The following is a 13,455-nucleotide window of genomic DNA, read 5'->3' on the forward strand; positions in this document are numbered from 1 at the left end:
GTGGCGACATAGGCGGCCATCCCGCTGAAAATGGTGCCCATTACGAGCAGAACCAGAACGCGCTTCATACTATGCCCCTCAAGAGTTCGTAACCAGGTTACGAACATCGCTCAATCGCCCAGTGACCGCGGCGGCGGCCGCCATTGCCGGCGAAACCAGATGCGTGCGTGCGCCCGGTCCCTGGCGTCCTACGAAATTGCGGTTCGAAGTGGAAGCGCAGCGTTGTCCCGGCGGCACCTTGTCGGGGTTCATCGCCAGGCACATCGAGCAACCCGGCTCGCGCCATTCGAACCCGGCGCTGAGGAAGATGCGGTCGAGCCCCTCGGATTCGGCTTGGCGCTTGACCAGCCCCGAGCCCGGCACGACGAGCGCGGTGACGCCATCGGCGACGTGGCGGCCGTCGGCCACCTTCGCGGCGGCGCGGAGATCCTCGATACGGCTGTTGGTGCAGCTGCCGATGAAGACATAGTCGACGCCGACGTCCTGCATCGCGGTGCCCGCGGTGAGGCCCATATACGCCAGCGACTTGCGCGCGGCGTCGCGCTTGGCTGGGTCGGCAAAGCTGTCGGGATCGGGGACGACGCCAGTGATCGGCACGACGTCCTCAGGGCTGGTGCCCCAGGTCAGCAGCGGGGCGATCTCGGCCGCGTCGATCGTCACGACCGCGTCGTAGACCGCGCCGGCGTCGCTCGGCAGCGTGCGCCAATAGGCGACGGCCTCGTCCCAGTCGGCGCCCTTGGGCGCCATCGGGCGGCCCTCGAGATAGGCGAAGGTCGTCTCGTCGGGCGCGACGAGGCCGGCGCGCGCGCCGGCCTCGATCGACATGTTGGCGATCGTCAGGCGGCCCTCGATCGACATCTCGCGGATCGTCGAGCCGGTATATTCGAGGACGTAGCCGGTGCCGCCGGCGGCGCCGAGCTTGCCGATGATTGCCAGCGCGACGTCCTTGGCCGAGACGCCGAAGCCGAGCGTGCCGTCGACGCGGACTTCCATCGTCTTCGACTGGCCGAGCAGCAGCGTCTGCGTCGCGAGCACATGTTCGACCTCGCTCGTGCCGATGCCGAACGCCAGCGCGCCGAGTGCGCCATGTGCAGAGGTGTGGCTGTCGCCGCAGACGAGCGTCGTGCCGGGCAGGGTGAAGCCCTGTTCGGGCCCGACGACATGGACGATGCCCTGCGCCGGTGCGAGCGCGTCGATATAGTCGATGCCGAAATCGGCGGTGTTGCGCGTCAGCGCGTCGAGCTGCGCCGCGCTCTCGGGATCGGCGATCGGCAGCGGGCGGCCCGCCGCATCGCGCCGCGCGGTGGTCGGGAGGTTGTGGTCGGGCACCGCGAGCGTGAGATCGGGGCGGCGGACGGCGCGGCCGTTGGCGCGGAGACCGGAAAAGGCCTGCGGGCTGGTCACTTCGTGGACGAGGTGACGGTCGATATAGATCAGGCAGGTGCCGTCGTCGCGCTGCTCGACGACATGGTCGGCCCAGATTTTTTCGTACAAGGTACGGGGTTGGTTAGCCATAAGGCGGCCGCCCTAGCCGAAAGATGCGCCGAGGCAAAGCTTTGGATGCCGGATGTTGCGCTATCGGGCGGTGATGCGTTGACGGGAAGCTGCGCGCGCCTGTCAGCACGCGCAGCCGTCATCCCTCACTTCGCAGTGATGAAGGGGTCCCAATTGATGTAATAGGAGATCGGGCGCAGCTGACCGACCGTGACCTTGATCTGGATCTGATAGGTCTGGCTGCCGGCATTCATCGCCTGGCCGATCCAATAGGCGCCGGCCGGCTCTCCATTGATCGGGGGCTGCTGTTGCGGATAGCCCTGCGAGCCGAACACCGAGCCCTGCGATACGGTGAAGCCGGTAATGATCACGGTGTCGCCGCTATTGGTGTCGATCGGCACGGTGTTGAAGCCGATCAGCGAGCCGACGGGCACGACGGTGGACAGTTCCAGCGTGCCTTCGCCGGTGCTGCCATAGGACACCTGGTTGTCCATCATGTAGATGCCGGTCGAAATGTTCTGCCCGCCCTTGGAGGCGACATAGGCAGTATCGACGGCGATCGTGATCGAAGCCTGGGGTTGAAGCAACGACGCCTGGAGCACCACGAGGTTGGATGCGTTCATCATCTTGATGATTCCTTTGCGATTTCGAGCGTGTTCGAGCGGAGGAGCGCAGCGATCACTGCACCACCAGGCTCGGCGAGAAGACGACCGTGATCCCCGCGGTGCCCGCCTGCTTCTGCACATTGAAGGTGATCTGGTAGCTCGACTGCCCCGTCTGCTGCACCTGCCCGACATAGGCGCCGGTGCCATCGTTCTGCGGCTGGCCACCTGCGCCGAATACGCTGGCGTTGCCGATCGCGGTGATCGCCGGCACCACGGTGCTGGTCGGATCGATATTGTAGACGTTCCACTGGATCGTCGAGCCGTTGGTCACGTGCGTCGCCAGGCTGGTCGAGCCTTCGCCCGTGCTGCCCTGGCCGATGCGATTGTCGACCGCGTAGACGCCTTTCGTCGAACCGTTCTGGATCGCATTGATGTCGACCCAGATCTGAATGAATACCGTTGCCGAGCTTGCCACTGCACTCTCCTTCGATTGAAAATCGGGGAACGCGACACGTGGCGGCGATGGGTTTGACGGTCCCGCAGCAACCACGCGCCGTCTGTACAGGCCTAGCGCGACGGTGCGCGCAGGGTTGCATCCGAAACGAGGGTTGTCTTCATCCGGCGGGCGGCTTCCCAGCGGAAGCCGCCGCCAATTGCTCCGCAATGGCGCCGATCCTCAGCGCGTGGGCATCGCCGCGTCGAGGAAGGCGACGCTGTCGGCGAGCACCGGGGCCTTGCCGCGGAACGGCACCGACAGCGCCATCGCGACATTTTCGTGCGTGATGCCGGGATAATTGCGCAGTTCGACCGTCCCGCCGTGCGCCTTGAGCGCTGCGGCCAGATGGATCGCATTGCGCGGGCGGACTTCGGTGTCCTCGGTCGAGGTGACGAGCAGCATCGGCGCGGCATCACCGCGCGCGAAATGGATCGGCTGCGTCATCAGCGGGTCCTTCGCGCCCTGCATCGCGTCGATCGAGCGCTTCTTGTCGAACGGGTAGAAATCATACGGGCCCGACAGCCCGACCGCGGCCTTGATGATCTTGGGGTCGACATGCTCGGCCGCGAGCCAACGTTGGTCGAGCGTCAGCATCGCGACGGTATAGGCGCCTGCCGAATGGCCCGCGACGCCGATCCGTGCCGGGTCGCCGCCATATTCGGCGATATGGTCGCGCGTCCATTTGACCGCCTGCGCGCCGTCCTGGAGCATCGCCGGGAAGCGGATCTGCGGGACCTTGCGGTAATCGGGCATTACGACGACAAAGCCGTTTCGCGCAAAGGCGCGTGCGGCGAAGGCATAGCCCTGGCGCGTGCCCGCTACCCAGCCGCCGCCGTACCAGAAGATCAGCACCGGGCGCTTCACGACCGGGCCTGTCGGGCGCCACACGTCGAGCGTCTGGCCTTCGCTGCCGAAGGAGATCGCGGTGCCGGGGCGTTCGGTGCCCGAGCCGCCGCCCATCGCAGCGTCGAGCAAGCTGAGCTGGCCGGGCGGCGAGACCAGCGTGTAGATCAATCCACCGGCGATGACGACCAGCAGCGCGATTCCCGCCAGGACCCAGCGGATCATGCGCGATAGTCGGCGGTGATCGTGCCTGCTGCGGCGAGTTCGGCCTCATGCGCCGCCTCGCGCCAGCTTTCAGCGAGCGCGGCGCTTTCCCATTCGCGCGTCGCCGGATGCTCGAGGATGCGCGCGACCCACTCAGCACCGGGCGCGCCGACATCGAGGCCATAGGTGCGTACGCGGAAGGCGACCGGCGCGAAGAAGGCATCGACCGCGCCGAACGTCGGGCCGCCGAGCCACGGCCCGCCGAAGCGATCGAGCCCCTCGGCCCAGAGCTCAGTGAGCCGCGCGATTTCGCGGGCGAGCGCCGGGGTCGGGGCGGGGGGGCTCACCCGGACGCCGACGTTCATCGTATAGGCATTCCGCACCGCGCCGAAGCCGCCGTGCATTTCGGCGGTGGCACACTGTGCCCAAGCGCGCGCCGTCTCGTCTTCGGGCCAGATTCCGGGGTGGCGCTCGGCGAGATACAGCACGATCCCGAGCGAATCCCATACGGTACGGTCGCCATCGATCAGCACCGGAACCTGGCCGGTCGGCGAGAAGGCGCGGAAGGCGTCGTAATTGACGGCTTGCGTGAAGGGCTCGAACCGATCCTCGAACGGAACATCGAGCGCGCGCAGCAGCAGCCAGGGCCGCAGCGACCAGCTCGAATAGTTCCGGTTCGCGGTGATCAGCGTATAGCCCATAACCTTACACCAGATAGTGCGCGGTGGTCTTGCCGGCGATCTCGGCGGCGGTCACGCCCGGCGCCATCTCGATCAGCTTGAACGGCGACTGATGGTCGGGGCGCTGGAACACCGCGAGATCGGTGATGACCATGTCGACGACGTTCTTGCCGGTCAGCGGCAGCGTGCAGGCCGGGATGAACTTGGGGTCGCCGTTCTTCGAGCTGTGCTCCATCACCACGATGATCTTCTTGACGCCGGCGACGAGATCCATCGCGCCGCCCATGCCCTTGATCATCTTGCCCGGGATCATCCAGTTGGCGATGTCGCCATTCTCGGCGACTTCCATCGCGCCGAGGACGGTCAGGTCGATATGCCCGCCGCGGATCATCGCGAAGCTCTGGTCCGAGCCGAAATAGGCCGACTGCGGCAGCTCGCTGATCGTCTGCTTGCCGGCGTTGATGAGGTCGGCATCTTCCTCGCCCGCGAGCGGGAAGGGGCCGATGCCGAGCATGCCGTTTTCCGACTGGAGCGTGACGGTCACGCCCTCGGGAATGTGGTTGGCGACCAGCGTCGGGATGCCGATGCCGAGGTTGACGTAGAAACCGTCCTGCAATTCGCGCGCGGCGCGGGCTGCCATTTCGTCACGAGTCCAGGCCATGTCATTTCTCTCCAGAATGTGTGGGCGTCCAGCGCTTGTCGGCGGGAAAGACGTCGTCGATCCCCCCTTTCAGCGCGGTGCCGTAAACGGGGTTGGGCAGGACGAACCAGAAGCGGCCCCACATGCCGTGGATGGCGGGCGACGATGCCACGGCACGCCGCTGCTGCGGGGTGCCGGTGAACAGGTCGGAGAAATCGCCGAGCTGGTCGCCGCCCATCGCGACGACGCAGTAGCGCTGGGCGATCGCCTGGCGGCGGGTGTCCTTGCCCGAGCCGCTGCCGAGATCGCCCTTGAGCCACAGCGTCTCGCCGTGTCTGGCGATGCCAAGGCCGGCGTGCGCGATTGCCTGCTCGGTAAAGGCGGCGGTTGCGGTCGAGCGGTTGGTGTTGAAGACGACCGTCACGCCCATCGTGCGGAGGTCGTTGACCGCGGCGATCGCGCCGGGAACGGCTTCGACGCGGTCGACGCCGGCTTGCTCCCATTGCTCCCACAGCGCCGCGTCGTAGGGGCGGCCGGGATGCAGCGCATCGTCATATTCGAAGCCGAGGTTGAGCAGCAGCGTCTCGTCCACGTCGAACACCACCGCGCGGGGGCGGTCGCCGCACGGGATGGTGGCGGGCTGGTCGAGCGTGGTGCCGGGTTGCAGGACCGCCGAGGTGCGGTCGCTCATCGCCTTGGGGTCGGCCTTTTCGCTCGCGATGCGGCGGCGGACGGCATCGACCAGGACGTTGTAGGCCTGGTGGTCGAGCGCGGCGGCTTCGCCCGAGCCGTAGAGGAATTGCATGCCGGTGGGGATGGTGGGGGTGGCCGACACGGGCGCGACAGGTGCCTGCGACACGGTCGTACACGCGGACACCATTAAAGCAAGCGCTGCCGCAATCCCCCTCCCGCGTGCGGGAGGGGTTAGGGGAGGGAATGACCTGGAAGCTTGGGCGACGCCCGAGACAGACCCTCCCCCAGCCCCTCCCGCAAGCGGGAGGGGGGCAAGAAGAAGAGCCGAAGGCACGCCGTTCACGCCGCCTCGCGGACGGTGCGGAATTCGATGCGCTTGTCGTACGGGCTGCCGATGATCATCCGCTTCACATAGATTCCCGGCAGATGGATGCAGTCGGGATCGAGGCTACCGACCGGAACGATCTCCTCGACTTCGGCGACGCAGATCTTCCCCGCGGTTGCCATCGGCGCGTTGAAGTTGCGCGCGGTCTTGCGGAAGATGAGGTTGCCGCTCTCGTCGGCTTTCCAGCCCTTGATGATCGACAGATCGGCGCGGATGCCGCGTTCGAGGATGAACTCCTCGCCGTCGAACGTCTTCACTTCCTTGCCCTCGGCGACGAGCGTGCCGACGCCGGTCTTGGTATAGAAGCCGGGAATCCCGGCACCGCCCGCGCGGCAGCGCTCGGCGAGCGTGCCCTGCGGGCAGAATTCGACCTCGAGCTCGCCGCTCAGATACTGCCGCTCGAATTCCTTGTTCTCGCCGACGTACGAGCTGATCATCTTCTTGACCTGGCGCGTGCGGAGCAGCTTGCCGAGGCCCTCGCCGTCGATCCCGGCATTGTTGCTGGCGATCGTCAGGTCCTTGGTGCCGGCGTCGCGGATCGCGTCGATCAGCCGCTCGGGGATGCCGCACAGGCCGAACCCGCCGGCGCAGATCGTCATGCCATCATGGAGCAACCCGTCGAGCGCTGCTGCCGCATCGGGATAGAGTTTCTTCATGATGCATCGACTCCTTGTTTTGGAGCGCGATAGGCGGGGCTGGCGCGGCGATCAATATGCCAGGCGCAAACCCGGACGCGGCCATTCCATGCTGACGAGCTGCCCGGTGCTCGACAGCGTGATGTAGGCGGTACGCATATCGGGGCCGCCCCAGCAGATGTTGGTGGTAAACGGGTCGGGCGTCGGCACGAAATCGACGAGGTCGCCTGTCGGAGAGATCACCGAAATCCCGCTCTCGCCGATCGTCGCGACGCAGATGTTGCCGCATTCCTCGACGCCGAGCGAATCGAAGAATTTGTAGCCGGCCGGGCGATAGAGCGGGATGCCGGGGCCGCCGAGGCCGGCGGTGAGATCGACCTCGCCCGGCGCAGTGATATCGAACGCCATCAGCCGGCAGGTATAGGTCTCGGCTGCATAAAGCCGCTTGCCGTCGGGCGAGAGGCCGACGCCATTGGGGTTCTCGCTCGGGAAGATCACTTCGGCGAGGTGGCGGCCATCGGCATGCGAGTAGAAGATGCCGGTAACATCGCGTTCGCGCATCCGGGTCTTGCCGTGGTCGGTGAACCAGAAGCCGCCGGCATCGTCGAACACGATGTCGTTGGGGCCGCGCAGGCTGCAGTGGAAATCGCCGTCCTTGTAGAGCACCTCGACTTCGCCCGTCTCGATGTCGATCCGCTCGATCCTGCCGCCCGAATAATCGGCAGGCTGGCCGTGCGGGACGAGCAGGCCACCGGGGGTTTCGACATAGTGGAAGCCGCCGTTGTTGCAGCAATAGAGCTTGCCGTCTGGGCCCATCGCAAGACCGTTGGGGCCGCCGCCGGGTTCGGCCACGGTCGTCTTCGTGCCGTCGGGATGGACGCGCGTGATGCGGCCGGCTTCGATCTCGACCAGGATGACGCTGCCGTCGGGCATCGCCACGGGGCCCTCGGGAAAGCGCAGTCCGGTCGCCAGGGTGGTGAAGGTCATCGATCCGCTCCTGTTTTTTCGGGCAGCCTATCCCTCCTGCAGGGGCGAGCAAGCGGGCACTTGACTACGGATGTAATCGATACGATTACATCCGTAGTCATTACGGAGAGCGACTCGTGGCCGAACGCATCAGCGATGCCGAACATGCAGTGATGGAAGTGTTGTGGGACGAAAGTCCGCTCACCGCGCAAGACGTGGCCGAGCGCATTCCCGAGACGCGCGACTGGAGTGCCAACACCGTCAAGACCTTGCTCGGCCGTCTGCTCGCCAAGAGCATCATCGCGCATGAACAGGATGGACGGCGCTATCTGTACCGTCCGCTCGTCAAGCGCGAGGACTATGTCGCGGGCGAATCGCGCAAGTTGATGGATCGGCTGTTCGGTGGCAGATTGAGCCCGCTGGTCGCGCATCTCGCCGATCGCGACGCGCTCACCGCGCAGGATATCGCCGAGATCGAAGCCCTGCTCAAGGAGCTCAAGGCATGACCGACTGGATCTCGCCAAGCTGGCTGATCGAAGCGCTGGTCGCCTCGAGCGTGCTGATGGTCGCGGTGCTGCTGTTGCGGCGCCCGGTGCGCAAGGCGTTCGGGGCGGACGTGGCCTATGCGCTGTGGCTGCTGCCAGTGCTGCGGCTCGCGCTCCCGCCGCTGCCGAGCGCGTGGCATGACGCGGCGGTGGCGCCGGTGCTGCGTGCGACCGAGCAGATGAGCGTGCTGTTCGTCGAACCGGTCGCAGCCGCGACCGCGGCGTCGGCGCCAGCCTCGGCGCAGGAATGGCTCGTGCCGCTGCTCGCCGGGCTGTGGATCGCGGGGGCGGGGGCGTTCGTCGCGTGGCATGCACTGGCGCACCACCGCTTCTGCCGGCGGATGCTCGCTCAGGCCGCGAGCAGCGAAGAGCGCGAAGGCGTGCGCGTGATCGAGACGGGCGCCGCGAGCGGCCCGCTCGCCTTCGGGGTGTGGCGCCGCTACGTCGCCTTTCCGCACGATTTCGCCGAGCGGTTCGAGGCCGAGGAGCGCGATCTCGCGCTGGCGCACGAGCTCGGCCATTATGCGCGTGGCGATCTCATCGCCAATTGGGTCGCGCTGGTCGTGCTCGGGCTGCACTGGTTCAATCCGATCGCCTGGCGCGCTTTCCGCGCGTTCCGCGCCGACCAGGAAATCGCCAACGACGCTCGCGTGCTCGCCGGCATGAACCCGATGCGCCGCCACACCTATGCCTGCGCGATCCTTAAGGCGGCGCATCCGAGCTTCCTCGGCGGCACGGTGTCGGCGACCTGCCATTTGCACACGATCGACGATCTGAAAGGGAGACTGAAGATGCTGACCACGACCAGGACGTCGCGCACCCGGCTGATGGCAGGGGCTGGGATGCTGACGCTGCTCGCCACGGGTGGGCTTGGCCTCACCGCCTCGGGCACTGCTGCCGCCGCCAAGGTGCGCAGCACGATGGCGGCAGCCACCGGGGTGGATCTCGCGAGCCTCGATCAGGCGGTGGCGGCCCCGCCGTCGCCTGCCGCCGTGCCCGCGGCGCCCGCTCTCCCCGCCGCGCCACGCCCGGCGCCCCGGATGCGCGAGCATGTCGAGGCCTCGGACATGCCCGGCCCTGGCCTGCCGCCCGCGCCCGAGCCGCCACTGCCGCCGTCGGACGTCGCCGATGCCGTTCCGCCCGCGCCGCCTGCACCGCCGGTTCGCGCGACTGGCAAGTCGGGCCCGGGCATGACGACGACGATGGTCACTGTGACCAAGGACGGCAAGCGCATCGTGCGCTACGGCCGCTACGTGAAGCTCAACCGCGACGGCAGCGCGACGCTGGTCGGGGAGATCGGGGCGATGCCGGCGATCCCCGCGATGCCAGCGATGGAATCGATGCCTGCGATGCCGCCGGTCCCGCCGATGCCGCAAGTCTCCTCGCGGAGCTGTGGACCGCGCGGCAAGGACGGCACGATGGTGATCAAGGAGCAGCGCGCCGGACAGAAGCGCATCATCATCTGCACCGATCGCATCGCCGCCGCCGCCGCCCAGGGCGCTGCAATGGCCGCGAACAGCAAGGACCTGCAGCGCAACGCCTATGCGCATGCGCTCGACGGACTGCGCCGGTCGCGCGCGAACGTCATGGCGGCAGCGGCGATGACGGCCGAACAGCGCACGCGCGCGCTTGCCGGGATCGATACCGCGATCGCCGAACTCGAATCGGATGTCGCGCACGCCCGATAAGCGCCGGCAGTAAGCTCCGACGGGTCGCGCCCTTGCCTTCGCCGGCGCGACCCGCCATCTCGGACCCATGAGCGAGCAACTTCCCGGCGTGCCCGAGCAGCTCGAGCCCCTCGTCGCCCGCCTGCTCGCGCCCAATCCGTCGCCCTTCACGCATACCGGGACGCAGGTCCATCTGGTCGGGACGACCGATCTGGCAGTGATCGACCCCGGGCCCGACGACCCCGCGTATATCGACGCGATCATCCGCGCGATCGCCGGGCGGCCGGTGCGGGCGATCGTCATCACCCACACGCACCGCGACCACAGCCCCGGCTCGCGCCCACTCGCCGCCGCGACTGGCGCCCCGATCGTCGGCTGCGCGCCGCTCGCGTTCGACGACGCGGGGATTCGCGCCGATGCCTCGTTCGACCGTGCCTATGCGCCCGACCGCGTGCTCGCCGAGGGCGACAGTGTGAGCGGGGAGGGCTGGACGCTGACCGCGCTCGCCACGCCGGGCCATACCTCGAACCACCTCGCCTTCGCGCTGCCGCAAGCGCAGGACGGGGCGGGGGCGCTGTTCAGCGGCGATCATGTGATGGGCTGGTCGACCAGCATCGTTTCGCCGCCCGACGGCAACATGACCGCCTATATGGCAAGCCTCGAAAAGCTGCTCGATCGGACCGAGCGGCGCTATTACCCCGCGCATGGCGATCCGATCGAGTCCCCGCAGCGGCTGGTGCGCGGGATGCTGGGGCATCGCAAGCAGCGCGAGGGGCAGATCCTGCGGACCTTGCGCGCGGCGCCCGCGACGATCGGCGAGATGGTCTCGCGCATGTATGTCGGGATCGACCCGCGGCTGTTTCCGGCGGCCGAGCGATCGGTGCTGGCGCATCTGATCGACCTGCGCGACCGCGCGCGGGTCGCCGAGCAGGGCGGACTGTGGAGCGTTACGGCATGAGTTTCGTCGCCAAATTCGCCGCGGCGCTCGCGCTGATCGCGCTGTTCGTGCTCGGGCTGGTGTGGGGGATCGGCGCGATGGTCGAGCACAAGCTCGCCGGGCCCGATCCCGTCACGATCGCGAGCGGGTCGCTTGAGGGGTTGCGCGAGCAGAACCGGTTGTCGGCGTTCGCCGCGCGCTTCGTCGCGGTGTCGACCTCGACGCAATCGCAATTCGGGCTCCAGGCGAAGAAGACGCTGATCATGCCCGGCCTGGTCGAATATCATGTCGACATGGGCAAGCTCAGTGCGCGCGACGTCACGTGGGACGCCAAGACGCGGACGCTCGGCGTCGTGCTGCCCGCGGTCGAGGCATCGCCGCCGCAGGTCGATCTGACGCAGCTCCGCGAATATGGCGAGGGCGGCATCCTCTCGACGATCACCGATGCCGATGCCAAGCTCGAACAGGCCAATCGCGCAGCGGGACAGCGCGAACTGGTGCGCCAGGCGCATGAGCCGGTGCCGATGCGGCTCGCGCGCGATGCGACGCGCCGCGCGGTCGAGCGCAGCTTCGCGCTGCCGCTGCGCGCCGCGGGGCTCGATGCGAGCGTCAAGGTGCGTTTCGCCGACGAAGCGCGCGATAGCAGCGACGTGTGGGATACGACCAAGTCGATCGCCGAGGTTCTCGCCAATCGTTCTTGATGGATGTTAGCGACTTAAGTCCGAATTGCCCGCCCGAGCGGCGTGTTTTGTCCGCTCGACTGTGGTAAGACGCGTTCACGAGTCGGTTTCATCGGGGGGTGGGCATGGCAACTATCGCAGCGCCGGATACGATCGTGCGAAGCGACGATCGTTTCTTTCTCGTTACGTCCTGCCTCATGGCGTTGGTCGTCTTTGCCGGCTTTTCCTTCGCGCTTGCGAGCGGCCGGTCGAGCTTCGCCTCGCCGCCGATCGTCCATGCCCACGCGCTCGTCTTTATGGGCTGGGTGGTGCTGTACGTCGCGCAGAACACGTTGGTGTCGCGCGGCGCGATCGCGCTGCATCGCGGGCTGGGCTGGATCGGCGCGGGCTGGGTCGTCGCGATGGTGGTGCTCGGCACGCTTGTCACGACGCGGCTGGCGCAACTCGGCCGCGTGCCGCCCGTTTTCCCGCCGGTCCAGTTCCTCGTGTTCGATCCGGTGCTCGTCCTGACCTTCGCCGGACTGACCGCCGCTGCAATCGCGCTGCGGCGATCGACGCAATGGCATCGTCGGCTGCATTATTGCGGCATGGCGCTGTTGCTGGGGCCCGCGATCGGGCGCCTGCTCCCGCTGCCGTTGCTCATTCCCTATGCGTACGAAGTCGATTTCCTGGCGGTGCTGATCTTCCCGCTGATCGGCATCGTCGCCGATATTCGCCGCTCGGGCACGGTCCATCCGGCATGGTGGTGGGGCCTTGGGGCGATCGTCGGGTCGACGGTGCTGGTCGAGCTGATCACCTTCAGTCCGCTCGGCGCGGCGCTCTACGCGGCGGTCGTTGCTGGAACGCCGGGCGCGGCTGTTCCGGGCTATGCTTTCCCGCCATTCCCGGGAATGCCTTGATCCAGCGCGCGCCTGCGTCCATCTGACGGCCTCCACGACGAGGAACTGACTATGGACGCGCGCAACGGGATCGGCGGAAGCCTGACGGGATTGGACCTGCGCGCCGAGATCGACCGGCTGCGGACCGAACGCAACGCCGTCATCCTCGCGCATTATTACCAGAAGCCGGAGATCCAGGACCTCGCGGATTTCGTCGGTGACAGCCTCGATCTCTCGAAGAAGGCCGCGGCGACCGACGCTGACGTCATCGCCTTCTGCGGCGTGCGCTTCATGGCCGAGACCGCCAAGATCCTCAGCCCCGACAAGATCGTCGTGCTGCCCGACATGGATGCCGGCTGCAGCCTCGAGGATTCGTGCCCGCCCGACAAGTTCGCGGCATTCCGCGCGGCGCATCCCGATCACATCGCGCTGACCTATATCAACTGCTCGACCGAGGTGAAGGCGCTCAGCGACGTCATCGTGACGAGCTCGTCGGCCGAAAAGATCCTCAGCCAGATCCCGCTCGACCAGAAGATCATCTTCGGGCCCGACAAGAATCTCGGCGGCTATCTTGCGCGCAAGACGGGCCGTGAGATGCTGCTGTGGCCGGGCGTGTGCATCGTCCATGAGGCGTTCAGCGAGACCGAATTGCTGAAGCTCCAGCTGCAATATCCCGGTGCGCCGGTTGCCGCGCATCCCGAATGCCCGCCCTATATCCTCGACCATGCCGATTATGTCGGATCGACCAGCGGGATCCTCGCGTTCGCCGATACGATGCCTGGCGACACGCTGATCGTCGCGACCGAGCCGCACATCATCCACCAGATGCAGAAGGCGGCGCCGCTCAAGAATTTCATCGGCGCGCCCGGCGCCGACGGCAATTGCAACTGCAACATCTGCCCGTACATGGCGCTCAACACGCTCGAGAAGCTCTACGTCGCGCTGCGCGACCTGACGCCGCGCGTCGAGATCGAGGAAGGCCTGCGGCTGCGCGCCAAGAAGAGCCTCGATGCCATGCTGGCGATGGCGAGCGGGACGGTCGGGATGGGCGATCTTGGCCCGCTGCGCGTCAGTGGTGACTGATTGAGTTTATGGCAGCATCCGCGA

General features: G+C 67.1%; 15 protein-coding genes. 6 read left to right on the forward strand and 9 right to left on the reverse strand.

The genetic code is table 11. The annotated features are described in order from the left end of the window. Window positions 1-78 precede the first annotated feature (78 nt). The 9 genes from leuC to ACVWYO_RS18350 form a co-directional block, all read right to left on the reverse strand. Window positions 79-1,515 (reverse strand): 3-isopropylmalate dehydratase large subunit, encoded by a 1,437-nt coding sequence (gene leuC / locus ACVWYO_RS18310; RefSeq protein WP_457353224.1) that lies wholly within the window; start codon window positions 1,513-1,515, stop codon window positions 79-81. Between the two features lie 125 nt (window positions 1,516-1,640). Next, window positions 1,641-2,120, reverse strand: a complete 480-nt coding sequence (locus ACVWYO_RS18315) for an AidA/PixA family protein (protein WP_457353226.1) — start codon at window positions 2,118-2,120, stop codon at window positions 1,641-1,643. A 52-nt stretch (window positions 2,121-2,172) separates the two neighbouring features. After that, a complete protein-coding gene (locus ACVWYO_RS18320) occupies window positions 2,173-2,574 on the reverse strand; it encodes a hypothetical protein (RefSeq protein ID WP_457353227.1) in 402 nt (133 codons plus the stop codon). 201 nt (window positions 2,575-2,775) lie between these two features. Continuing rightward, window positions 2,776-3,663 (reverse strand): alpha/beta hydrolase, encoded by an 888-nt coding sequence (locus ACVWYO_RS18325; RefSeq protein ID WP_457353228.1) that lies wholly within the window; start codon window positions 3,661-3,663, stop codon window positions 2,776-2,778. After that, the gene (locus ACVWYO_RS18330; protein WP_457353230.1) at window positions 3,660-4,343 is read right to left on the reverse strand and encodes a glutathione S-transferase family protein; all 684 of its coding nucleotides are present in this window, start codon (window positions 4,341-4,343) and stop codon (window positions 3,660-3,662) included. Before ACVWYO_RS18330 ends, ACVWYO_RS18325 begins: the two co-directional genes overlap by 4 nt. A 4-nt stretch (window positions 4,344-4,347) precedes the next feature. Next, on the reverse strand, window positions 4,348-4,983 hold the full coding sequence (locus ACVWYO_RS18335) for a 3-oxoacid CoA-transferase subunit B (protein WP_457353231.1): 636 nt from the start codon (window positions 4,981-4,983) through the stop codon (window positions 4,348-4,350). Between the two features lies 1 nt (window position 4,984). Next, the gene (locus ACVWYO_RS18340) at window positions 4,985-5,842 is read right to left on the reverse strand and encodes a 5'-nucleotidase, lipoprotein e(P4) family (RefSeq protein ID WP_457353233.1); all 858 of its coding nucleotides are present in this window, start codon (window positions 5,840-5,842) and stop codon (window positions 4,985-4,987) included. A gap of 152 nt (window positions 5,843-5,994) precedes the next feature. Then, window positions 5,995-6,696 (reverse strand): CoA transferase subunit A, encoded by a 702-nt coding sequence (locus ACVWYO_RS18345; RefSeq protein ID WP_457353235.1) that lies wholly within the window; start codon window positions 6,694-6,696, stop codon window positions 5,995-5,997. A 51-nt stretch (window positions 6,697-6,747) separates the two neighbouring features. Then, a complete protein-coding gene (locus ACVWYO_RS18350) occupies window positions 6,748-7,662 on the reverse strand; it encodes an SMP-30/gluconolactonase/LRE family protein (protein WP_457353237.1) in 915 nt (304 codons plus the stop codon). Between the two features lie 116 nt (window positions 7,663-7,778). Here ACVWYO_RS18350 and ACVWYO_RS18355 point away from each other — a divergent pair, with 116 nt between their 5' ends. From ACVWYO_RS18355 to nadA, 6 genes are all read left to right on the forward strand, one after another. Continuing rightward, window positions 7,779-8,147, forward strand: coding sequence for a BlaI/MecI/CopY family transcriptional regulator (locus tag ACVWYO_RS18355; RefSeq protein ID WP_457353239.1), 369 nt, complete (start codon window positions 7,779-7,781; stop codon window positions 8,145-8,147). Next, window positions 8,144-9,874: a M56 family metallopeptidase gene (locus ACVWYO_RS18360; protein WP_457353241.1), complete on the forward strand. Its 1,731-nt coding sequence runs from the start codon at window positions 8,144-8,146 to the stop codon at window positions 9,872-9,874. Before ACVWYO_RS18355 ends, ACVWYO_RS18360 begins: the two co-directional genes overlap by 4 nt. Window positions 9,875-9,941: 67 nt before the next feature. Further along, window positions 9,942-10,811 carry an MBL fold metallo-hydrolase gene (locus tag ACVWYO_RS18365; RefSeq protein ID WP_457353243.1) on the forward strand — a complete coding sequence of 290 codons (870 nt, stop codon included), beginning with the start codon at window positions 9,942-9,944 and terminating at the stop codon, window positions 10,809-10,811. Further along, entirely contained in the window at window positions 10,808-11,491 is a 684-nt protein-coding gene (locus ACVWYO_RS18370) for a DUF4230 domain-containing protein (RefSeq protein WP_457353245.1), read from the forward strand. Before ACVWYO_RS18365 ends, ACVWYO_RS18370 begins: the two co-directional genes overlap by 4 nt. A gap of 104 nt (window positions 11,492-11,595) precedes the next feature. Then, the gene (locus ACVWYO_RS18375) at window positions 11,596-12,369 is read left to right on the forward strand and encodes a hypothetical protein (RefSeq protein ID WP_457353247.1); all 774 of its coding nucleotides are present in this window, start codon (window positions 11,596-11,598) and stop codon (window positions 12,367-12,369) included. A gap of 51 nt (window positions 12,370-12,420) precedes the next feature. Beyond that, window positions 12,421-13,431 carry a quinolinate synthase NadA gene (gene nadA / locus ACVWYO_RS18380; RefSeq protein WP_133188668.1) on the forward strand — a complete coding sequence of 337 codons (1,011 nt, stop codon included), beginning with the start codon at window positions 12,421-12,423 and terminating at the stop codon, window positions 13,429-13,431. The last annotated feature ends 24 nt before the right edge of the window (window positions 13,432-13,455 follow it).

The sequence above is a fragment of the Sphingomonas sp. UYP23 genome, from assembly GCF_054059235.1.